Here is a 20,351-nt window from a genome sequence, read left to right as displayed (position 1 = left end):
TCCTCAGGCTCTGTAGGTGCGGTAAGGACGCAGCATGGCTTCGACGGTCGGGTTAAGCGCCACGGTCTCGCCGATCAGCAGCGACTCCCGCGTCTTGTAGAGCGCGCCAAGCGTCAGCAGCGCCGCCGCCTTGAAGGCCGGTTCAGCCCCCATCGGGACCATCGCACGGTCGCAGTAGTTCAGGCAGGAAAGCACGGCCGCGTTCGAATAGGTCTCGATGAGCGCATCTCTGTCCGACGAATACTCGTTTAGGTGGTCCTTGGCCTCTTCCAACGTGAGAAGCGGTCCCGCACTCAGGATGACGACATCGAGCATCGCCATGGTCAGTCGGCTTTCGGCTTGGGCTCAGGCTTCGCCTTGGGCTCGCGGACCTCATTGGCTAGGCCACGTTCAAGCAACTGTTTCGCCTTGGCCTCTCCCATGGTGACGGTCGCGCCGCGCCGCATGGTGGCGTTGCCGACGCGCAGGGTCCGATTGAGGGTGATCTTCATGGTTTGCCTCCAAGGAGACGGGGCCGGCGTCTCCACCGGCCCCGGACAGGGTTACGGAGCGACGGCGGTGCCGAAGGCGCCGGTGACGAACGCCTCGGGGCGCTTGACCGCCAGGGCCAGTCGCTCTTCGCAGCGGATCGAGACCATGTTCTTCTCGAAGTCGTCCACGTTCTCGGTCGAGATGACGACGTTGGCGTCTTCCCGATCGAAAATCTGGGCGGCGGTGGAGAAGGCGCCCGCCAGGAACTCGCCCTCGAACTCGGGAATTTCGGTCTCGACGACCGGACGGCCCCACAGCGTCGGGCCAGCCAGGCGAAGCGGGTTCGCCAGAATGTAGCCGCCGTTGTTGTCCTTGGTCAGTTCGATCTTGGCCCAGTCGGTGTGGTGAACCACGAAGCCGGTGACCGGCAGGCGGGCGATGGCCGCTTGCAGGATGGCGAGGCGCAGATCGTCGATGGGCGTACGGTCCTCGGGCGCGAAGGCCGGCGCGAAGGCCGACGCTTGCGGCACGATGCCGTCCAGATGACCCGCGCCGCCCGCGCCGAACAGGATTTCCTGCTCTTCGACGTACTTCAGGCCGTAGCGCATCTCGGCATCGATCAGCGATTGAAGCTGAGCGAAGTCGTCCAGGATTTGCTTCGAAGCCTTGAACATGTGCGCGATGGTCACGACAGGCGTGATCTTCGTGTCGAACTCGATGTTCGAATATGGCTTGGCGGTGCCTTCCGTCGCGATCACAGCGGCGGCGTTGGTAAAGCCGGTCTGCTGGACCCAGAAGATCGCCGGCGACGTGGTGCGGCCCGGCGCGATCAGGTCTCGGATGAAGAGGCGCTGCTTCGGCATCTGGTCGATGCCGGGCAGACGCTGCGGCTCGACCACGCCGTCAGCAACATCGGTGCTGAGCAGCGCATTCTTGACCGGGACGCTGATGCGGCGACCGCCCTGAACCGAAGCGGCGAAATCCTTGACGGCCTGCGCTTGCACGGTCTGTGCGCCGACGCTCTGCGGACGGTCGCTGCCGCCGCCGCGACGGGCGCCCTTCTGCTCGACCTCGCCCAGGCGGGCCTTCAGGTCATTGACCAGGCCGTCCAGTTCGGTCTGCTTGGTCGCCAGCGTATCGACCACGCCCTTGGTCTCCTCGGACAGCTTGCCCGCGTTCTGGACCTCGCGCATGGCCTCTTCGGCCTTCTTGCTGAACTCGTCCGAGACGCGGACAAGCTCGTTCGACACCTGCTTCAGCAGGTCCTTGGTATCATCGGCCATGATGGCCTCCTTTCGGTGTAGGGGTTAGGCTCGCGCCAGTTTCAGTCGGGCCAGAGCGAGGCTCAGGTCCGTGGAGCCGTCATCGACGGCCTGGTCGCCAGCGCCCGGCATGGCGTTCTCAAGGACAGCGCGCGGCGTATCCTGGATTTCTTTCATTAGCCTGCGGCGCTCCGAGCGCGGCATGGGCTTTCCAGAGGCAAGTGCCGCCTCCAGGCGATACAGGGCCGCCGTGGCGTTTTTCACCTCGGCCGGCTGCACGTCGAAATCGACCACCTTGTCCGCGAAGCCCTGCTCGACGGGGCCATCACCACCGAACCATGTCTCCGCATCGAGCATCTTGGCGACATCATCAGCGGCGAGGCCTGTCCGATCCGCGTACATCTCGGCAGCGGCCCGGTCGAACACCGCCATGACTTCCGAAGTTTCGGCCATCACATGCCGGTCGCCGGCCGCGCCCCACTGCGTGTTGTGGATCATCATGAAGCCCAGCTTGGCGATCTGGATTTCGTCTGCGGCCATGGCGATCACAGAAGCCGCCGAGGCGGCGATGCCGACGATCTGAACCGTGACCTTTGCCGGGTGGGCGCGCAGGAGGTTATAGATCGTGACCCCTTCAAAGAAGTCGCCGCCGGGAGAGTTGATCTGCACGGTGACGGGCTTCGCGCCGATCTGCCGAAGCGCGGCAGATACCCGCTTGGCGGTTACGCCCTCGCCAGTCCACCAGTCGTAGCCGATCACGTCCAGGATGGTGATCACGTCGGAACCATCCGCCGCCGCCATGACCGGAGCCTCGATGGGCGTAAACATGCGGGCGGCTTTCTCGGCCAACTGCACGGAGCCGTTTAGCCCTTCGGGACAGGTCAGTTCGGGCAGGGTTCGAATGCTCATTGCGCGCCCTCCTGGGTCTGCGTGATCGGGACGTTCTGCATCTGGGTCATGATGGTGTCGCCGCCCTCAACCGGGGCGTCGCCCTCAATCCGGCGGACCTCATTCCGGCTCTTGAAACCGGCGCGCAGGGCGATTTCGTGGGCCTTGTATCGACTCTCGGTGTCGGTCCTCAGAAGGTCCTCGTAGTTGAAGCGGACCTTGAAACGCTCACGTTCAGCAGGTGTCATCACGCGTTTTGCGATGGCCTTCTCGATGCGCTTCAGACGAGACCTCAAGCCCAGCGTGAGCCAGCTCTGCATGATCGAACTGACACCGGTGCCCCACATGGTCTGACCTTCAGCCGCGTGACCGATGACGATGGGCGGAACACCGACCCAACGGCAGACCTCCTCGACGTTGAAGCGCCGCGACGTGATCAGTTCGGCGTCTCGGGGCGTAATGTTGACCGACTTGAAATCGATCCCGCCTTCCAGCAGTCCGACGCTCGGCGCATCCGGACGACTGTAGCGTTCCGCGAAATTCTTGCGGGCCTCGGCGCGCTGTTCCGCCGTCAGTTGGTTCGGGAAGGTGAAGAAGCCCTTGGTGCGCAGGCCCTTGCTGAACATCTGACCGGCGGCTTTTTCCGACGCGATGGCCAGGCCGAGGGTCTGCCGCGCGTACTCGACGGGCGACATACCAACGTCGCCGTCACCGAACGCCTTCAGGTGAAAGACCTTCTCCTCGGGCAGATCGATCAGCTTTCCTCGATCATCGAACCGATATCGCAGAGCCCCGTCCCGCAAGCGCTCAACCATCGTCGTCGCCGGCATTGGGTTTAGCGCGAGAAGACCGCCACGGCTGTTGAAGACCTTTTCGGCGAACCCGTTTCCGGTCGTGCACATGCCGAACACGCGCCCTTCCCAGAACTCCATGGATGTCTGATCAGCGTTGGGGCTGTCGTCCAGCAGGGCTTGCAAGGGGTGGTCCGATACCCGCACCCGCGCGCCGTCCTCGCGGCGTTCCAGAACCTCAACAGAAAGGCTCGCCACCGTCTCGGCCGTGATGCGCGTTCCAGCCCAGAAGGCCGAAAGATTCATCGCAGCGTGAGCGGAGACGGCCTCACCAGACCAGGTGTCACCACCGGAGAAGACTTCGTACAGCTCGCCGTCGCGGGCGGTGAGCTTGCGCCCTAGCAGGCGTTGCCACAGGCGCATCAGGCGAACACTGCGTTGACGAGAATGTCGTTCATATCCACGCCCCCGTTCGCCATCGGCTTGCGCGACATCAGCATCATCGCGTTGAACGCCGCTACCAGCGGGTCAATCTTCGCGCGCCCCGCTGACTGCTTCGTGATGATCACCGCACCGCCCCGGACTTCGACCTTCGCGTTTCCGACGCACCAGGCCATCATTGCCTGACCGCTATGCTTCAGCGATCCGTTCTTCAGCTTGATTTCAGAGCCCCAGGACGCCGGGGAGAGAGCAAAGCCCTGCCGGATCGCCACCTGTTGCCCTGGCGCGATGCCTCGTGCCTCTAACTCATCAACCAGAGCCGCAACGCCAATGGGGTCGATGCCGACAGCCTCGGCCTCCGGCAGAAGCCCGGTGTCTTTCACGCGTTCGATGTAGGCCGCCGCTTCCATGATCGGGGCCATCGGATCCTCGCTGATCGTCAGGTCGCCATCGCGCCTGAAGTCCAGCAATCGGCTGGCGATGTCGCTCCGACGCTTGAGCACGTCGTCATGCGCCCAGGCATGGGTCCACAGCAGCCAGCGCTTCGTCTCTTTGCAACGTCCCAGGACAGCCAAGCCGAACAGGTCATCCAAGCCGCCGCCATCGATCCCAACCGTGCAGACCTCAGAGCGCGTCAGGACCTCGTCTAAAGTCAGGCTCTGATCGCCCGCATCTTCCCAATAGTCCGCGCCGCCCCAGCGGTTGTTTGCCAGCTTAAGCCCGATCTCGACATTCAGGTGCTTGGCGAGAAAGACCTGCTTCTCGCCGCCGGTCGCGTTCAACACCTTGCGGAGCTCATCCTCCAGCCATGCCCGGCTGACCGAGCGGCCGAGATTGGGGTTCGTGATGTAGAAATTGTCGGGGACGAGGTAGGCCTCAGTCTCCACCATCGCTTCTGGGAACTCGTAGATGACTGGCAAGCTACGCTTGTCATCGACCTTGCCGTCCCGCACGTCGCGGAAATAGTCGAGCTTGGTCTTGAAGACGCCTGCCGGTTCCTCGTCGGCCTGGGTGCTGGCCCAGATAACGAATCCCTCGGGCCGCGAAACCGTGCCGCCCGTAGCCTCTCGCAACATGGCGTCCGCCTTGGCGCGCTTGCCGAACACCCAGAGTTCGTCGACGAAGATGTGACCGGCCTTCTTGCCGGAAACCGTATCCGTGTCCGCCGCCACGACCTTCAGCATGGCGCCGTTGTCGCGATGGGTGATTGTCCGAATGTGGTCCTGGACGTGCAGCAGCTCGTCCAACTCATCATCGGCCTTCACCATGTCGCGGGCTGGCTTATAGGCGTTCTGAGCGACTTCAATGGTGGGGGCCAGGATCAGAAGTTCGGCCGAATGGCGCCAGTTGCGGATCAGCGCCGTGAGCATGATGCCGGCCGCAATGGTCGATTTGCTGTTCTTCTTGGAGATAAGCAAAAAGAACTCTCGGATCAGGCGCTCACCGCTATTGGCGTCGTAGGCCCCGAAGATCGCCGAGACGAAGTCGAACACCCAAGGCTCGCACGCCTCGCCGAAAGTCGGCTGCCCGGGCGCATCCACGATCCGCAGCGCCTTAAACACTTCAAGCGCTTCGCGCCCCTCATCCGCGAATAGCGGGGCCGGGATCAGGCTCCGCTTGGCGACGATGCGATCGCGCCAGTCGAGGCAAGCTGTCGTCCACTCCACGGCCTACTGCACGAGCCTCAGCGGAGGAGGCGGAGCCGAAAACTTCCCGCCGCCCTTAGCTACACGCTCTCCAGCCTCCTGCCGTTGCTTCTTCACACCCTGCGGCGCAGACGATTCCGCCAGCGTCTTCGCAGCGGTCGCCAGCGCCTTCAGAACATCGGAGCGCGTCTTCAGCGAGACAGCCTGCATGAGAGCCGAGCGCTGCCCGCTCGCATCGGCCTCGTCCGTCGATGAAACAATCAAGGCTTCCAGTTCGCCGTTGCGCGTCGTGGTCGCGTCCAACTCATCCATCATGCGCATGACGAGGTTGCGGCCTCGGCCAACGATAGCCTCGGGCGTCGTGTTCTCTGGCGTCAGGACCGTGCCGACATAGACCTTGGGCTGCTCAGGTTCGGGGGCTGGTTCGCGGCGCGAACCCGTCGCTCCTGCCGGCCGCTCCCAGCCGTCGCGCTTAGCGCGCTTCCTGATCGCCGTGTCGCTGATGCCGTACCAGGCTGCCAATTCCCTGATCGACATAGTTCCGGAGCGGTAATCCCGCTCGATCTCTACCCAATCGACGGGCTTCTTTTCATCCGTCATGGGGGCTCCTGCCGGCCCGGTTCGCACCCGCGAACTTCCCAGCCGGGATTTAATCTGTGCGTGAGATGGCCGCCGGTCTCAGAGCGACGGATGTTCCTGGACTTTCCATGCCCCCCGGGGGCTAGGCTGCGGCGACCTCTCGCCATGGACCCTTGAGGGTCGGGGCAATCTGAAAGGCGTCAGTGTGCCCGTGCATCCGCACCACGGCGATGGCATCAGCCTCAGACGAGGCGCTCACGCACGCGTCGAAGCCTGGCTGTCCACGACCCTTCCTCTTGGCCCGCACGAAGAAGCAGGCGGCAGGATCAAGGCGCCCAATCACACCGTGCTTGCTCATCGCGCTCTCCCTCTCAGTCCCAAGCCCCACGGTGATGCAGGCTGGTCTGCTCCTCGCGCTGGATGTCGGCGTCATGAACAGACTTGGCCACAACTTCCAGGTTCTCGATGTCCCAGAACAGGCGCTCATCGCCTCGGTGCGGTCGCTTGTGGTTTACGACAGGGCTATCTGGCGCCGGATGTTTTCCGCCGCAGACCTGGCCGGTGCGTTGGCAGGTGTAAGCGTCGCGGATCAGAACCTGCTCGCGCAGGCGACGCCACCGAGCCGTCTTGTACCAAGCCTTCCATGGCTGGCTTTGCTGAACCGGCTTCGGACCCTTTGCCTGATCTGTAGGGAAGGCACGTCGATCGGGCGCAAAGCTGGTGCGGGGCTGGAGGTGCGTGAGCCGCGTAATGCTCGCCTCCGTACGATCTGTTCGGGAATGACCGCCATACCAGCAAACAGGGACGGCCGAGGCCGCACCGCACCACTGGCTTGACGCAGGAGACGGCGGGATAACCCGTCCGCGTCCGGCGCTGATCGGTCGAGATGAACGTCCCTGGTCCCGAAGCTGGACGACGTGAGGTCGGTGCGGCAATGTTGGGATGTCAGGCGCGCCAACGAAAAGCCCCGCGCTCGAAAGAGGCGGGGCTGATGTTCTGGACGCGCGAAGCGACCTTGGCTTTTGTCCCCCTGTTCGGTGGCCACGTCAAGCGGCTAGGCGACGATCACGGCGCGCCTTCTCCAATCGCCCAAGGTTGTCTCTCACCCAGGCAAGCGATGTGCAGGCGGCGCGTACTGTGGCGGCCTGCGCATGGCTATGTGTCTCGCCTGTGCAGCGTTCGACCACACCGCGCCAACGTGTGATCAGGTCGGCGTCTGGCTTGAGCAGCTCCATCAGCATGCGACCGTGTTGAGGCGCCATGTTCTCCATCACGACCTCTAGCCGAACGCTGGCTTGGATCATGGCATCGCTGATGTTCTGCCCTGGCGGGCCATCGTTTGATGCACGGACATGATCGGGCCTGCGCTCTTGTGCGTTCTCACCGTTTGCAGTCCGCACCAGCTCCTCCAGCCAATCGACAGCATCGCGCTCTTGGCACTTCGCCGGCAGTAGGGTGTTGAAGCAGTTCAGGCGCCACGCGCCGGTGAGCCGGCCTGTGCGCTTATCGACGTTGACCGCAGTCGACGGCTGAGCGCGCAAACGCGCGACCTCGGCGGCGTTCTCCATCCTCTCGACCTTATGCCGTGCGGCAGCAGCAGGGTCGTGAGGCTTGTTGCGTTTGCGGCTCATGCGGCTGCTCCATGGTCCTGATGGTGGTCGTTGTCGTGGTCTGCCAAGGGACGGATCACGCCCTCGGCCTCGAGCTTAACGCGCATGGCTGCGCTCATGTGACTTCCGGCCGGCAGGGGAGCGGACGGCGTCGGCTTCAGGCGCGCCTTCTGCGCGGCCTGTTTGAGTCGGTCCTGCGCCGTGAGCTTCTCCAAGGTCTCAGCCAGCTGGGCTTTCACGACCTCGGGATCCGGCTTCTCGACCTCGACGAATGGGGGCGGCGCCGATAGCGCGCGGGCCTTCTCCACTGCGGCGCGCGCCCGATTGTACGCCCGAGTGAACCGGCCGCACGCGTTGCTGTTGCGGGCCATGTGCGCCAGCTTGCCCGGCTTCGGCGCCCACTGGCTGTCCGGCAGGGCGATATAGGCCACCATGCCCGCTTCGATCGACGACGCAGTCAGACCATCCAGGGCCTCGAAATAGTCGGCATAGAACGCCGCCCATTCGACTTCGGTGCGTGCGGTCCGCAGATCGCCGAACGTCTGTTCGCGGCTCTTGATGATCCGAACGATGTCGTCATGCGAGGCCGGACGAAGCGCTTCTTGGCGGAGAGCGGGCATCATCATCGTGGCCTGGCTGCGCAGCATCTCGCTTTCGGCAATCACCTTTTCGGCGACAGCGTCAGAGGGCTCGTCGAGAAGCCATGACCTCAGAGGCCCAGTCAGCGCCGGCAGACGCACGGTCTCGGTTCTCGCGGCGGGCAGATTGGCTGGCGGAAATGCGGTCATGGGCTTGGCCTGCATGGGGGTTGGCTTCCGGGATTGAGAGGGCGGCTCGGTTGTCCGCGATGGATTGGGCGATGGCGTCGTCGAAGAACTTCCAGCTGGTGATCTTCCGTCCGGCTCGACCTGCCAGAGCCGTCACGGTCGGGACCACGTCGAACTGCCAGGACGCGCCGGCAGCCCTCCACGCCGCCAATCGCGCCGAGGTCAGCAGCAGACCCTCGGCCTTGCTGGGATCAAGCCGGTGCGTATTCGCCTCGGCCGCCAGCAGATCGGCGTGGCGTCGGCAGTCGCCCTCCGGCCAGTCATCGGCAGCGGCGGGTTTCGGCAGGGCGATCACGACCGCCGATGCGGCCCCCTCACGTGCGCGGGTAGTCTCGTCGCGGGGATGGGTGTGGGGTTGGGGGGTCTGGGGGGAAGGGGAGAGGGAAGGGGTGTGATCGGTGACGGTTTCGGCGTCACAGGCGTCACCACCGTCACATGTGACGCTCTGTGACGCTGCGTGACGCTCTCTCCACCGCCGAGTCCGCTCCGCACCCTTCGATCGGGTCGGCTGCATGGTTTCGTAGACCTCGGCCGCCTTCAGGGCGTCAGCAGCAGACAGACCGGCGTCCATCAGGGCGCGGATGTAGACCACCGTGCTCATGCGAAGCCCGCCATAGCCTTGACCACGTCGCACCAGGCGCGGCGGGTCTCATAGGCGCGGATGCCTGAAAGGACGGTTGTGTGGTCACGACCACCGAACAGAGCGCCTATGCGGGGAAGGGACAGGCCGAAGCGGTCTTTGATCACCGCCATGGCCTCGTGCCGTGCCCAGGCGAAACGGCGCGTGTGGCGCTTCGAGGTCAGGTCTTCGGGCTTCAGTCCGTATCGGCCCGCGACCGCTTCTAGGATGGCGGCATAGGCCTCCCTCGGAGACTGTCCCACCGGAGCGGCCGGGACCACCGGCATGGACTGAGGCTTAGGCGGCGGCGTGTAGCTGGACCGCTGAGAACGCAGCGTCTCCATGGGCCGAACCGTGTCGACGTGCATGCCGCAGATCATCGCCACCGACTGCACGCCATAGCCGCGTTTCAGCAGGGCTGCGGCGTAGTCTCCCGGCGTAGAGGCGTGAGGGGTCATGCTTCCCTCCGTTGGAATAGCTGTTCGGCTCTGGCGCGTGCCGTCACGCCGCTAACGATGGCCTGCTGCGCCTTTGCGGCGATGATCGACGAGGCGCCTGCCGGATCCAGAGACGCAGTCAGCTGCTCCCTGATGGCGTCCAGCATCCCTTCCATGTGGCGGACGCGGTCGTTCGCCGGCACGGCCATGATCGCCACCACCGTCGCCACACGGGCGTGCGCCAGCACCTGGGCCTCGCGCGCCCGGTCGTCTGACCGACGCTTGCCGCTGTCGATGCGCTGGATCGCAACAGTCTCTGGGTTCTGACGGTGTCGGTTCATGCGGCGGCCTTCTGGTGGGTCGGCGCGCACCAGCCCTTGCGGAAGGCGCGGGCGATCACGGCGGCCTTCGTGGCGCCGGGAATGGCGTTGGCGACCTCGGCCGCAGTCTTGTCACCGGACACGAAGTCACGTTTGACGATCGCGTCGAGTGCGGGCGTCCAGACGACCTTGTCGCTCTTGATCGCCCTGGACTTCAGGCCAAGGCGCGAGGCCCAATGCAGGATGCCGCTGTCCGAAAGACCGAAGCGGGTCGCCAATACCGCCGTCTTCACGCCCTTCTCCCACAGGTCCGTGAAATGCTGGTCAGCGCGCTCTTGGCGAGAAGGCTGGTCGGCCCTGCTCTCAGGCCTCAGCGTGACCAGCACCTGCGCGGCCTCGATCTCAGACCGGCAGGCCATGAACGGACGCACGTCTGCCTCGCACCGCCCGATCATCTTGGCGACCTGCGCGGCTGTGGCGCGACTGCCCAGCGCTGCGCGGGCCTGTGCGATCTCTTCATAGGCCACAGCGCCGCGGCGCGACGTGGCGAACGATCCGGCGCCAGCCAAGGCGGCAGAGGCATTCACGGTCATGGGCAAGGGATGGCTCCTCGTAGAGCGTTGAGGGTGAAGTCGCGGCGCGCTCTCCGCTCCCGGCCGACCTGGCGGTCTGCGCCTCGGGCGGCGGCGTTGCGTTCGCGCTGTTGGGATTGGCGATGGAAGGCGGCGAAAGCGTCATCGACCGCCGGCATGGGCAGAGGCGCGTCAAACAGGTCGGCGTCTCGCACCGGCTCGCGGAAGCACCCGCAGTTCCTGCACCGCGCCCAGGGCATCAGATCAGACGCTCCCGGTGCAGCAGGGCCATCAGGCCCGTATGAAGACGAGACAGCAGGGTGCCGATCATCACGCCACCTCACCGGGTTTCAGGCCAGCCGCGGCATCGTGCAGCTCGCGCGCCTCTCGCAGATTGCGGGCCGCGGCTTCCTGAACGGCACGAACCTCGGCGGCGTCACGATGGCCGTCCGAATCCATATCGTGGACGAGGCGCAAGGCGGCGGCGCTGCTGGCGACGCTCTCGACAACGGCGGCGGCGATGGGATCGGGTGCTGGGGCCTCAATGGCGCGGAACTGGGCGCCCGACACGATCGCGGCGCCCGCTGCGACTTCCAGCACGCGGATTTGCCGGAAGGTCGGCTCGTCCTCGTTGTTGGCGTTCTGCAGGTGAGACACGCGCTGATGGCTGATCTTCAGGTCGACGGCAGCAGCCTCGACGCCGCCGGCGGCCTTCACCAGCTGGCGGAAGAGCGCCTTGACCTCTCCGGTTTCGATCATGCGGGACATTGCAGGGTTCCGAGGTTTGCAACGGCACAGGTTGCGGGTGGACGGGTTAGACAGATCAGGCCGCCGGACGGGGCGGTTCAGGCGGGGATTGCGGGTGACGATCGTTGGCGATGGGGAAGGGCACGATGGTCGCGGAACGGGGCGTGAGGCCGTGCTCGTCCAAGAACTGGCCAATGGCGGCGACCTCTTCCGGCGTGGCGTGGCGAAAACCACCGCAGCGAGGCTGATCGACCACCGTGCGCAGATCGGCAGCGAGGCCTATGGCGACCGCCAGCCGGTCTTCGAACCAAGCGTTGAAGCGACGCATCAGCAATGGGACACCCGGCCGGGCGTCGGGGGAGGGGCGGGGGACTGCCCGGCGGGGACCACCGCACGAGGGCTCCGCAGCCCGCGCGATGAGAGAGCGAAGGCCATCTATGCAGCCTCCGCAGAAGGGCCGGCGTCATTCGCGGCGCGAAGCTCGGCGCACACCGACGATGCCGGCACGACGCCCGCGGACCACCGCTCGATTTTCAGGGCCAAACGCAGGGACGCATCCCTTTTCCCGTTCTCGATCTCGCTCAGCCAGCCTTTGCTGGTCGGCGCCAGCCCAAGGGCGACGGCTGTCTGCTCCAGCGACAATCCGCGATCTTTTCGATGCTGAGCGAAGTCCATGCCCAAAGTTCACATGGTTTGAACCTTACGTCAATCCGAAAGGTTCACATGCTGGCGGGCGACTTTCTGTTTTCAAGTTCGCATCATGTGAACATGGAAAAAGCGCCGCAGCACGACTGGTATCTGCATGAGTGGTTCGCCACCCAAGGGCTCAAGCAGAACGACCTCGTGAAGCAGCTGGGTTATCCGAAGAATACGGCCAATAGGCTTTGGCACGGTCTCCAGCCCTACCGCCGCGATCACATCGATGAGATCGCGGCGCTGTTGAACATCGCGCCGCACGAGCTGCTGATGCCGCCAGAAGAGGCTATGCGGATCCGACGGGTGCAGAGCGTGTTGAGCGAGGTTGCATCCCCAGCCGCACCACCGACGGCTGTTGCTGAGGATTTGCCGGCAGCCGGGCGCCGCAAGGCGGGCTGACAGCCTTATAGTTCTGGGAGGGGCGGCCCCAGCCTAAGCCAGGGCCGAGTATCGTCACGCCGCGTTGTCCGGCTTCAGGTTTTCGTTCGCCGGGAGGCCGGTACGACCGCGCCTATCCGCGCGATCCATTTCCATCCCGCGCCGAAGGTTTTGTGCCGATCGCTGAGTGGCGATCCGACACGCCTCGCCTCCATCAGCCCCTTCTTCGTCGATCCGCTCGCGCGCAAGGGTTTCTCCGGCGACGACGTAGGCGAGCTCGTCTGTCGATAGGTGATCGCGCAGGCTTGCCTTCTTGGCGATGCCCTTGCTGTCCTTCAGCGCTGCAGCTCGCTTATCAAACAAGCCAAGGTATAGGGTGTCGGAGCAGGCGGCGTAGTCGCGACCGCCCTTCACGCCATGGGCCTGAAGGGAGTCGGTGTACTTCCGGCGCTGAGCTCGGCTCAGGGCGCGGATCCCAGCCCATTCGTTTGCCTCAGGCGACGCTCGTTCCAAGACGTCATCAGACAAGATCGCATCTGCGGCCAGGTAGCGAAGAAAGACGTCCTTCACCTCCAAGGCCAACTCAGGGCTGAGATATTCAGCGTAGTCGAGGGCTAGGCGCGGATCGGCAAAAGTGCCGCCGGCGCGTCCCGGCACGCCCACTACCGGACAAACCGGTAAACCCCCGGATTTTTCGGAGGTTTGACGGATAACCGCCAGCATCCCCTTCGTAGAAGGAAGGGCTCGCCAATCCGATGGTTCATGGTTGGCGGGTGATCCGGCAGCGCGCCATATGTCGTTCAGACAGATGCGCTCTTGGTCATCCTTGCGGACGGCATGACCCCGTAAGACCGGCAGATTGGCTACGACATCTTGTCGTTTATTCTGGACGTTCGTGTCTTTGTCGTGCATGAATTTTTGGCCCAAGGGCCCTCCTGGTAGGGTTTCGATGGAACCGGGCAGGGGACTTTTCGACCGGAAAATCTATCGGTCCCCTGCTCGGCGTCGGCTCGCAAGCACATCATCTCGTGACCTCTGCGCTCTCTGAACCGCTGTTATTCCACGCAGATGGGTCAGGAGCCGTCAACGGCTTGCCAAAGCACTATGTGGGCGAATCGCTGATTCTCCGTGCCCAGCTAATATTTCCTCAGCATTTTCTGGGGACGTGGCTGGGGATGGACATCGCTTCAAACCAAAACAGCGGCCCCTGATGAAGCCGCCGTTGGTTTTTCAGGCGAATGATACGTCGCCGCGACTAGGCGCTGCGAGCCTGACGCCATAGTGGCCCTCGTCGTACTGATTGGTACGCCAGCCGCCCTGGACGCGCGCGTCGCAGATCGCGCGCTCAATACCCGCGGATCTCATTGCAGAACCGACCCGCTTGGCCTGCTCGCGTGGTAAATACCCGACCCGACGGCCCTCGATCGTCACCATTACGGCATTCTGATCGTAGGCGTTGGATGGTTCTAGCACGAGCATAGCCTCGTGCTCTCCGTCGTAGCCCAGGCGAGTGTGCTTTCCACAGATCGCGATGAGGGCATCCTGATAGTTGCTCTCGCCGACGACCTCCATGCCGAACGACTTTGTGGTCCGGACGACCCGCTTGACGGCAGAGCGCGGTTGAAGCCGTTCAGGCGTGTGTTTGGGCGCCGGGGAAACCACAACAGGGGCTTTCGGCTTGCCAAACAGCCAAGACAGAACGCTCATGAATCACCGCCATGCTGAAAGCATGACGTAAGCGCGCAACGAAGAGGAGAGTCTAGGCTGCCTCGCTGGGAACATCACCCACGGTCGCCAGAAGCTCGACTTCGCTCCAGACATCGCCGTCCTCGGCGCATTCGATCTTGAAGAACACCAGCCCATCGACGCGCTCCATCATCGAACGCCCGCGTTTGAAAGCGGCGTCTTCGTTATCGCATTCGACGATGTCTCGAGGCTCCAGCTGGCCTTTCTGCCGGCGGAACGGAGCGACGCAATACCGATGATCCATTTTCATGGCTCGTCCATTCGTTAACGCCTCACTGATTCCTGCCTCGTGAACAGGAGTCCAGTCAGGATACGCCAATCCCGGACGTAGGTTCACGACGTGTGAACTTTCCTATTGACGGAAAGGTTCAAGCCATGTGAACCTGTCTCCATCAACGGAGACCGTCATGCCCATCACCGACGCCGCATTGCTTCGCCGAGCCGCAGATTTGATCGAGAAGCAATCGAACTGGACGCAGCACTTCACCGCCCGCGGGCCGATTATAGTCGCCGGCCGTCAGACCGATCCCGGTAAGGACGCCTGCTGCTTGGCTACCGATAAGCATGCGGTCCAGTTTTCTGCCTTGGGCGCCATCTTCCGCCTTGGGCGCAAGGAAAAGCTCAGCAACGCCGAAATCTATGGTCTGGAACAGCGAGTCTGCGAAATTCTAGGCGTTCGGCGGCTTGCGGACTGGAACGCGCAGGTGGGCCATGCGGCCGTTCTAGCCGGACTCCGACACACAGCAGCAGCGATAGAGGGGTAACCTCTATGCATCCGCTCGCCACTGACCGGCTCTTCGATGCCGCCCGATCGACTAACTTACGCACGCGGTGCGCGCCAATCTCCACGCCGCCCATCATGGTCGCTGAACTTGGCGACCCGCGGACGCGCCCATTCGATGCGCGCGTCCGCCCGTTCTCTATCGTTCGCCAAATCGGCCCGTTCGCCTGCCTGATGATCGCCGTCTGGGCGGTCTGGTCGGCTGCTGCGTGGGTGGCCTGATGCTCGACTTCAACATCACCACCGTTGGGACTCCAAAGCGGGACATCGACCTGTTCGGCCCGACCACCGTTCGCATTGATCGCCGACGCAGCGACGAGATCGCCGGCGTCCCGGTCCTCTATCTGTCCGCCTATGTCGCTGACGATGAAGCCTTCGCTCAGAAGGTGCTGGCGGCGCTGGCATGGGTCACGGATGGGACGACTTCAGCAGCCAGGGCCGGGGACGCGCCGAACAAGCCGTCCCCGGAAGCTGCGGCTATCGTCGCCAACGACGCGGCGCCGGGCCCCTACACCATGCCCGACTATGTCGAGGACGTGGACTATGCCGAAATCCTGTTCCTGCCTGAAGACTTGCAGGGTGCGGACTGGAAGGCGTGGAGCGCGGCCGTGCTGCGCCGGATCGAGCTGGCGACCACCGCGTCACAGTTGGCCGATCTCACCAGCGCCAACGCCATCGGGCTGAAGTGGTGCACTTGGCAACAGCGCGCCCAGATCGGCAAGGCGCTGAACGACGCCTATCAGGTCACATTCGATCAGGCGGCTGCGGCATGATCCGCGATTACCGCATCATCACCACCGCCCAGGCCGAAGTGCTGACGGCCTTGAACGGCAATCGCTCGCTTCAGCGCGCGGCCTTCGCAGGCCAGCCCTTTCGGGTCACCTTCGACGAGCCGGAGCCGGGCCGGGAACGTACTGCCTTCTCTGAAGCCTTGGTCCTCAACATGATCGAGCAGGGCTTGCTCTCGACATTGCAGGCGGCCCCGCCATGGCCCGCACGCAACGTGCCTGCTCGACCCTTCCACGTCAGGCTGACGAAGGAGGGCGAACAGGAGCGCCGTCGTCTGCTGACCGGCGTGACGTCGCCGGCGAACGATGACGCACCTATGCCGAACAGGGCCGCCTGATGGGACGTCCTCTCTGGCAGATCGACGCTGACCTTCGACGCCTACAGGCCGAGAAGAAGGCCGCGCGAACCCGCACCTTCAAGCCGGGCATGCGCCTGCGCTCATTCAAGCCCGAGGCCCAGGGCCAGCGCGACCCGCGTCAACTGGATCCGGGCTTCATGACCTGGCTGCACGTCGACACCGACTGCATCGCCTGCCTGATCGAGGGCCGGCCGGCTCAACCCGGCCCGATCGAGGCCGCGCACCAGAAGCTGGCCATCGCGTCGAGGGGGTGGAGGGAAGGGGGCCTCGGCCCTCGCGTCCACGACCACCGGTGCGCGCCCCTCTGCGCTTGGCACCATCGTCACGCGGCGAACAGCTGCGACACAGGCGGGCAGCGCAAGTTCTGGGACCGCCTCGGCCTCGGTGACCGCGTCGCCGACTTCTGCCGCGACCTCCACGCCGCCTACACCACCGACGAGCCCGCAATGCCCATCATTTGCGCCTATGCCGCCTCTTCCTCCAACAGGGAGGGCTAGAGGATGGCTTACCGCGAGGAAGTCATTGGCGACTGTCGACTGATCCTGGGAGATTGTCGCGAGGTGTTGCCCGCTCTCACCGTCGACGCTGCTTTGTTCGATCCGCCGATCGGCATCGCCTACGCCAGCGGTTACGCGACGGATGACCTGTGGGGCGAAGACCGCACCATCGCCAACGACCATAACACCGATGCCCGCGACGCAGCTGTCGAGCTGCTGGGCGCCGTTCCTATGCTCGTGTTCGGCGCCCGCTCTAAGGCGGTGACGCCAGGCTGCAAGATGGTACTGACCTGGGACAAGGGTCCGGCGCTCGGCATGGGCGATCTCAGCCTACCTTGGAAGCCGTCGACGGAAGAGATCCACGTCGTCGGCAAAGGCTTCGTTGGAACCCGGAACAAGGGTGCCGTCATCTATCACCCGCCAGTCCAGTCGATGGCGAAGAACGGCCGCCAGCACCCGAACGAGAAGCCGGTCGGCCTGCTGCGTCTGCTGCTGCAGAGTCTGCCTTTTGGCGTGATCTGCGATCCGTTCATGGGCTCTGGATCTACGGGCGTCGCTTGCACCCTTGAGGGGCGCCCGTTGATCGGCTGCGAGATCAAGCCGAAGTTCTTCGACATCGCATGTCGCCGCATCGAGCAGGCTTTCGCTCAGCCGCGTCTGTTCACAGAGCCGGTCACGAAGCCGGTTCAGCAATCGCTTCTTGGAGCCGCCTGATGTCTGACCAGACCATCACATCGCAAAAAACGGGCTGGGAACCAGGGGGCGTTCATGTCGTCGCCGCTTTGCGCGGACTGACCAAGGCCGAGCGTCGGCACGTGGCTGCCGGCTACGTCGGAGACGTAACGCGCTCCACGCTGCGCAGCCTCCGGGATAAGGCCATGTTCTATCTGGAAATCACGAGTCCGAACGGGCGCGCCGGCTTCATGAAGCTGACGCCTCTGGGGGTGAACGTCCGATCGCTCATCCATGAGCGCGCCGCCGCCAAGAAAGCGGAGGGCGTCCATGCCTGAGACCATCACATCGCTGATCGAGAAGCTGGAAGGGGCTGTTTCCACCGGCATCATTTTTGAGCGCGAGGCCGTGGCGTTGCAGAGGGCGCTCGGTCTTGAAGACACGCCGGAGACGGACTGGAAGCAATGCTGTTGGGACGCTCTCAAGGGGTCCATCGATTCAGCCATGGCGCTCGCCAACTGGACGCTGGAGCAGAGAGGCCCGATCAACATCAACATCTGCCTGGCGGGATCGGCGCAGGTCGTCATCGACGACGTCGGTCCCTGCGACCCGGCCATGGCGCAAGTCGTCGCACAGAACGCGGCTTTGGCTCTAATCATCGCATTGCTCCGCGCCCAATCGGAGGCCCGCGTCTGATGGGGGAGAAGCAGGGACAACCCAACAACGCGCGGCTGATCGCTGAACTTCAGGCCGTGACGCTCGGCATCCACCTCGTCGGCCTGGATCGGCTGCCCGAAGTCATGACCTCGAACAGCACCCGCCCCATCGGAGAAGACAGCCCCGCAAACAGCCAGAACCAGGAGCATCGCTCGTGACCCAAGCCCCCACACCCGGCCCGCTGACGGCTGCTATCGATATGCTTTCCGATGCGCGTGACTTCATTGATCGATTTTCTGATGTGATCGACGGGGATTACGGCACGTCAGAACCAAACGCCGCCATGGTCATGGTTCATGAGATCAACGCAACCATCGACCATCTGTCCGCCCCCACCGCTCCGGTCGAAGCGAGCGGGTCGGAGCGGGAGAACCTGAAGGCGGCATTGCAGCGGTCAAAGGGATGGCCTCACGACCTGCACCCTGGCCCTGCTGCCGACGCCGCTATTGCCGCCCTCCACCCCCAAACGAGCGGAGAGACGCGGGAGCATGGTCCGAAGTGCTGGGGAAAGACCTCAGCATCTGACGAAATGGCGCATTGCTACTGCGGATCGACAGACCTCCGCCCCCAACCGAGCGGAGAGACGCGGGAGGCGGTGCGTCTGGCGCTAGAAGACGCTGACGCCTTGGATCGCGTGTCCGAAGAGGCAGACGACAACCAGTGGCAAGATTGGGCGGCAACCATGCGTCAGGCCGCGTCTCGTATACATCGCCTCGCCCTCTTATCCACCAGCCCCCTCGCCTTGGGAGGCCAGCAGGGGGATAGCGAAACCTTGCGCGTGTTGCTGGACAATCTGGTGATCGCACAAACGCTGTCGAAAGACATTCGCCAGAAAGCAACCGACGAGGCCTGCTCATACCTATACGACCGACGCACCACCCCCGCCCGAGCCGAGGCTCAGGACGAAGGGGCGGCGGGGGATAGCGCCATCGCTCTCGCCCGTCGCTGCACACAAACGATTGCTGCACAGCACGGACCTGACAGCGATTTCGCTAACGGCGCTCGCATGGTTCTTGCGGCTTTGATCTGCGCGCCAAGCGCCCACCCATCCCCGACCCCCGCCGCCTGCATCAGTGAGAGCGCCTTGTCTCATCTGATCGCAGAGGGCGATGTGCGGTATGTAAACGAGAACGACGTGCCGACGAGTGCTGAGGACAACAGGGCGTGGGCCTCCTTCATTGCCAAACACGTCTTACGCCATGTGACCCCCGCCGCCGATGCCGACGTGAAGGCTTTGCTGGACGATTTGTCGAAGGGCAAGCTGGGAAGGAAAGAGGGCGATCCTGTTCGGAACGAGTTCGACCGTCACATTCAAACAGTCCAACGTCTCGCTGCCGCCGCCGATGCCGACAGGGTGCGGATCGCGGTGGAGGCGTTCCTCAAGGCGGAGGATGAGGCGCGCGACAGGCTTCGTGAAGCCGGAACGCCGCTCCCGTCCACCCCCGAGGTTGACGCCCTGCGCGAAGCCCTCGCCGCCCTGGAATCGACCGCCGCGAAGGAAGGGGGAGAGTGATGAGCGCGCTCTACGAATCATGTGGCGGTTGCGGCGCGGAAACCCCGTCTGAACGCTGCATCGGGTGTCTTCACGACTTCGGCTCTGGTCTGACCGCCCCCTCTAACGCGAACACGTCGGGGCTGATCGCAGAGATCGACGCCGAAATGGAAGGGCGGCAGCGCGGCTATGCTGACGTGCGCGGCGAGTTGCTGTTTCGCTGTCGTGACGCACTCGTCACCGCCGCATCCGCTCAAGCCAGGATCGCGGAGTTGGAGGCGCTTGTGGCGTCAATCCGTCGTGCGCAGCGGGACGTTGTCCGAGCTGAGATCGAGCAGGAAGGCTACGCGCCGATCTCGGATGCCAACGACCGCGCCACCGCAGCCGAAGCCCGAGCGGATCGGCTGGCGAAGGCGTTGGAGCCGTTCGCCGTGCCGCATGAGTGCGATGGTCACGCGACCGTCGAGAACTTCAACATGGAGGTCCAGATATTCGTCAGGTGGTCGGTCATCAAAGCCGCCCGAGCCGCCCTACAGCAGGAGACGCAGAAGTGAGCAATGAAACCCCCACCGATGCGCTGCGCCTGGCGACCCGCTTTCACGAGACATACGAGCGCCTCGCTCCGTCGTTTGGCTATGAGACGCGACAGGACACCAAGGAGTTTGATCCAGAATCTCCCAATGGTCGTCTCATGGTTGCTGTCTGTGCCGACCTAGCAGCCGCCCCCGCATCGCCGCTGCCAGGGGGCGGGCAGTGTTCCGGGATTTCCGGAGAACTGGACCGGCGCATTAAGTCGGAAATGGACTTCATCAAGGACATCGCCTCCAACGTGCAGCGTGATCTAGCCGAGTTGGAAGACGGTTTCAGCAAAAGCCAGCGCACCGCCAAGACAGACCGTGCAGTTGCGAAGATGCGAGAGCTGACGTGACCCCCATTTCTCATCCAGCCATAACGAGAGTCCTTTGGTGATCTGAGCTGGGGTTGTCGGGGTTGGCAAGAGGCCGGTCAGCGCAGC

The 20,351-nt window shown here is 64.0% G+C and carries 31 protein-coding genes; 13 read left to right on the top strand and 18 right to left on the bottom strand.

Features of this window, described 5'->3' with window-relative positions:
- Positions 1-3: 3 nt before the first annotated feature.
- The 7 genes from ABIB58_RS14250 to ABIB58_RS14220 are packed head-to-tail and all read right to left on the bottom strand — an operon-like array spanning position 4 to position 6,099.
- Positions 4-321: a head-tail connector protein gene (locus tag ABIB58_RS14250; RefSeq protein ID WP_354041928.1), complete on the bottom strand. Its 318-nt coding sequence runs from the start codon at positions 319-321 to the stop codon at positions 4-6.
- A 2-nt stretch (positions 322-323) separates the two neighbouring features.
- The gene (locus ABIB58_RS14245; RefSeq protein WP_354041925.1) at positions 324-491 is read right to left on the bottom strand and encodes a hypothetical protein; all 168 of its coding nucleotides are present in this window, start codon (positions 489-491) and stop codon (positions 324-326) included.
- Positions 492-542: 51 nt separating this feature from the next.
- Complete coding sequence (locus tag ABIB58_RS14240) at positions 543-1,754, bottom strand: phage major capsid protein (RefSeq protein WP_354041923.1); 1,212 nt, start codon at positions 1,752-1,754, stop codon at positions 543-545.
- Between the two features lie 24 nt (positions 1,755-1,778).
- On the bottom strand, positions 1,779-2,642 hold the full coding sequence (locus tag ABIB58_RS14235; RefSeq protein WP_354041921.1) for a head maturation protease, ClpP-related: 864 nt from the start codon (positions 2,640-2,642) through the stop codon (positions 1,779-1,781).
- Positions 2,639-3,835 carry a phage portal protein gene (locus tag ABIB58_RS14230; RefSeq protein ID WP_354041918.1) on the bottom strand — a complete coding sequence of 399 codons (1,197 nt, stop codon included), beginning with the start codon at positions 3,833-3,835 and terminating at the stop codon, positions 2,639-2,641. The genes ABIB58_RS14235 and ABIB58_RS14230 overlap by 4 nt, the downstream gene beginning before the upstream one ends.
- Positions 3,835-5,520 carry a terminase large subunit gene (locus ABIB58_RS14225; protein ID WP_354041915.1) on the bottom strand — a complete coding sequence of 562 codons (1,686 nt, stop codon included), beginning with the start codon at positions 5,518-5,520 and terminating at the stop codon, positions 3,835-3,837. The genes ABIB58_RS14230 and ABIB58_RS14225 overlap by 1 nt, the downstream gene beginning before the upstream one ends.
- Before the next feature lie 3 nt (positions 5,521-5,523).
- Entirely contained in the window at positions 5,524-6,099 is a 576-nt protein-coding gene (locus ABIB58_RS14220) for a hypothetical protein (protein ID WP_354041911.1), read from the bottom strand.
- 371 nt (positions 6,100-6,470) lie between these two features.
- On the opposite strand from ABIB58_RS14220, the gene ABIB58_RS14215 reads away from it, so the two are divergent.
- On the top strand, positions 6,471-6,914 hold the full coding sequence (locus ABIB58_RS14215) for a hypothetical protein (protein ID WP_354041908.1): 444 nt from the start codon (positions 6,471-6,473) through the stop codon (positions 6,912-6,914).
- Positions 6,915-7,124: 210 nt separating this feature from the next.
- On the opposite strand, the gene ABIB58_RS14210 is transcribed toward ABIB58_RS14215, so the two are convergent.
- From ABIB58_RS14210 to ABIB58_RS14175, 8 genes are all read right to left on the bottom strand, one after another.
- The gene (locus tag ABIB58_RS14210; protein WP_354041906.1) at positions 7,125-7,709 is read right to left on the bottom strand and encodes a hypothetical protein; all 585 of its coding nucleotides are present in this window, start codon (positions 7,707-7,709) and stop codon (positions 7,125-7,127) included.
- Positions 7,706-8,491 carry a hypothetical protein gene (locus ABIB58_RS14205; RefSeq protein WP_354041902.1) on the bottom strand — a complete coding sequence of 262 codons (786 nt, stop codon included), beginning with the start codon at positions 8,489-8,491 and terminating at the stop codon, positions 7,706-7,708. Before ABIB58_RS14205 ends, ABIB58_RS14210 begins: the two co-directional genes overlap by 4 nt.
- A gap of 621 nt (positions 8,492-9,112) precedes the next feature.
- The gene (locus ABIB58_RS14200; protein WP_354041899.1) at positions 9,113-9,592 is read right to left on the bottom strand and encodes a helix-turn-helix domain-containing protein; all 480 of its coding nucleotides are present in this window, start codon (positions 9,590-9,592) and stop codon (positions 9,113-9,115) included.
- Positions 9,589-9,912 carry a hypothetical protein gene (locus ABIB58_RS14195; RefSeq protein ID WP_354041895.1) on the bottom strand — a complete coding sequence of 108 codons (324 nt, stop codon included), beginning with the start codon at positions 9,910-9,912 and terminating at the stop codon, positions 9,589-9,591. Before ABIB58_RS14195 ends, ABIB58_RS14200 begins: the two co-directional genes overlap by 4 nt.
- Positions 9,909-10,484, bottom strand: a complete 576-nt coding sequence (locus ABIB58_RS14190) for a hypothetical protein (RefSeq protein ID WP_354041892.1) — start codon at positions 10,482-10,484, stop codon at positions 9,909-9,911. The genes ABIB58_RS14195 and ABIB58_RS14190 overlap by 4 nt, the downstream gene beginning before the upstream one ends.
- Before the next feature lie 309 nt (positions 10,485-10,793).
- A complete protein-coding gene (locus ABIB58_RS14185; protein ID WP_354041889.1) occupies positions 10,794-11,231 on the bottom strand; it encodes a hypothetical protein in 438 nt (145 codons plus the stop codon).
- Positions 11,232-11,286: 55 nt separating this feature from the next.
- Positions 11,287-11,538 carry a hypothetical protein gene (locus ABIB58_RS14180; RefSeq protein WP_354041886.1) on the bottom strand — a complete coding sequence of 84 codons (252 nt, stop codon included), beginning with the start codon at positions 11,536-11,538 and terminating at the stop codon, positions 11,287-11,289.
- Positions 11,539-11,645: 107 nt separating this feature from the next.
- The gene (locus ABIB58_RS14175; RefSeq protein WP_354041883.1) at positions 11,646-11,885 is read right to left on the bottom strand and encodes a helix-turn-helix domain-containing protein; all 240 of its coding nucleotides are present in this window, start codon (positions 11,883-11,885) and stop codon (positions 11,646-11,648) included.
- A gap of 48 nt (positions 11,886-11,933) precedes the next feature.
- On the opposite strand from ABIB58_RS14175, the gene ABIB58_RS14170 reads away from it, so the two are divergent.
- The gene (locus tag ABIB58_RS14170; RefSeq protein ID WP_354041879.1) at positions 11,934-12,305 is read left to right on the top strand and encodes a helix-turn-helix domain-containing protein; all 372 of its coding nucleotides are present in this window, start codon (positions 11,934-11,936) and stop codon (positions 12,303-12,305) included.
- Between the two features lie 54 nt (positions 12,306-12,359).
- Here ABIB58_RS14170 and ABIB58_RS14165 read toward each other — a convergent pair whose 3' ends face one another.
- The 3 genes from ABIB58_RS14165 to ABIB58_RS14155 form a co-directional block, all read right to left on the bottom strand.
- Positions 12,360-13,211: a KilA-N domain-containing protein gene (locus ABIB58_RS14165; protein WP_354041876.1), complete on the bottom strand. Its 852-nt coding sequence runs from the start codon at positions 13,209-13,211 to the stop codon at positions 12,360-12,362.
- Between the two features lie 303 nt (positions 13,212-13,514).
- Entirely contained in the window at positions 13,515-13,991 is a 477-nt protein-coding gene (locus ABIB58_RS14160; protein WP_354041872.1) for an HIRAN domain-containing protein, read from the bottom strand.
- Between the two features lie 52 nt (positions 13,992-14,043).
- Positions 14,044-14,367 (bottom strand): hypothetical protein, encoded by a 324-nt coding sequence (locus tag ABIB58_RS14155; RefSeq protein ID WP_354041870.1) that lies wholly within the window; start codon positions 14,365-14,367, stop codon positions 14,044-14,046.
- A gap of 70 nt (positions 14,368-14,437) precedes the next feature.
- On the opposite strand from ABIB58_RS14155, the gene ABIB58_RS14150 reads away from it, so the two are divergent.
- From ABIB58_RS14150 to ABIB58_RS14100, 11 genes are all read left to right on the top strand, one after another.
- Positions 14,438-14,794, top strand: a complete 357-nt coding sequence (locus tag ABIB58_RS14150) for a DUF6197 family protein (RefSeq protein ID WP_354041867.1) — start codon at positions 14,438-14,440, stop codon at positions 14,792-14,794.
- A 238-nt stretch (positions 14,795-15,032) separates the two neighbouring features.
- A complete protein-coding gene (locus tag ABIB58_RS14145) occupies positions 15,033-15,584 on the top strand; it encodes a hypothetical protein (protein WP_354041863.1) in 552 nt (183 codons plus the stop codon).
- Positions 15,581-15,937, top strand: coding sequence for a hypothetical protein (locus ABIB58_RS14140; protein ID WP_354041860.1), 357 nt, complete (start codon positions 15,581-15,583; stop codon positions 15,935-15,937). Before ABIB58_RS14145 ends, ABIB58_RS14140 begins: the two co-directional genes overlap by 4 nt.
- Positions 15,937-16,455 (top strand): hypothetical protein, encoded by a 519-nt coding sequence (locus ABIB58_RS14135; protein ID WP_354041857.1) that lies wholly within the window; start codon positions 15,937-15,939, stop codon positions 16,453-16,455. Before ABIB58_RS14140 ends, ABIB58_RS14135 begins: the two co-directional genes overlap by 1 nt.
- 3 nt (positions 16,456-16,458) lie before the next feature.
- Positions 16,459-17,169, top strand: coding sequence for a DNA methyltransferase (locus ABIB58_RS14130; RefSeq protein ID WP_354041854.1), 711 nt, complete (start codon positions 16,459-16,461; stop codon positions 17,167-17,169).
- Complete coding sequence (locus tag ABIB58_RS14125; protein WP_354041850.1) at positions 17,169-17,465, top strand: hypothetical protein; 297 nt, start codon at positions 17,169-17,171, stop codon at positions 17,463-17,465. The genes ABIB58_RS14130 and ABIB58_RS14125 overlap by 1 nt, the downstream gene beginning before the upstream one ends.
- Complete coding sequence (locus ABIB58_RS14120) at positions 17,458-17,823, top strand: hypothetical protein (protein ID WP_354041846.1); 366 nt, start codon at positions 17,458-17,460, stop codon at positions 17,821-17,823. The genes ABIB58_RS14125 and ABIB58_RS14120 overlap by 8 nt, the downstream gene beginning before the upstream one ends.
- The gene (locus ABIB58_RS14115) at positions 17,823-18,002 is read left to right on the top strand and encodes a hypothetical protein (RefSeq protein WP_354041843.1); all 180 of its coding nucleotides are present in this window, start codon (positions 17,823-17,825) and stop codon (positions 18,000-18,002) included. The genes ABIB58_RS14120 and ABIB58_RS14115 overlap by 1 nt, the downstream gene beginning before the upstream one ends.
- The gene (locus ABIB58_RS14110) at positions 17,999-19,357 is read left to right on the top strand and encodes a hypothetical protein (RefSeq protein WP_354041840.1); all 1,359 of its coding nucleotides are present in this window, start codon (positions 17,999-18,001) and stop codon (positions 19,355-19,357) included. Before ABIB58_RS14115 ends, ABIB58_RS14110 begins: the two co-directional genes overlap by 4 nt.
- Positions 19,357-19,890, top strand: coding sequence for an efflux RND transporter periplasmic adaptor subunit (locus tag ABIB58_RS14105; protein ID WP_354041837.1), 534 nt, complete (start codon positions 19,357-19,359; stop codon positions 19,888-19,890). The genes ABIB58_RS14110 and ABIB58_RS14105 overlap by 1 nt, the downstream gene beginning before the upstream one ends.
- A complete protein-coding gene (locus ABIB58_RS14100; RefSeq protein WP_354041834.1) occupies positions 19,887-20,264 on the top strand; it encodes a hypothetical protein in 378 nt (125 codons plus the stop codon). The genes ABIB58_RS14105 and ABIB58_RS14100 overlap by 4 nt, the downstream gene beginning before the upstream one ends.
- Positions 20,265-20,351 lie beyond the last annotated feature (87 nt).

The organism is Brevundimonas sp. UYEF29 (genome assembly GCF_040546195.1).
Lineage (GTDB): Bacteria > Pseudomonadota > Alphaproteobacteria > Caulobacterales > Caulobacteraceae > Brevundimonas > Brevundimonas huaxiensis.
The sequence above is the reverse complement of the archived record's forward strand: the minus strand, read 5'-3'. Positions and strand labels throughout refer to the sequence as shown.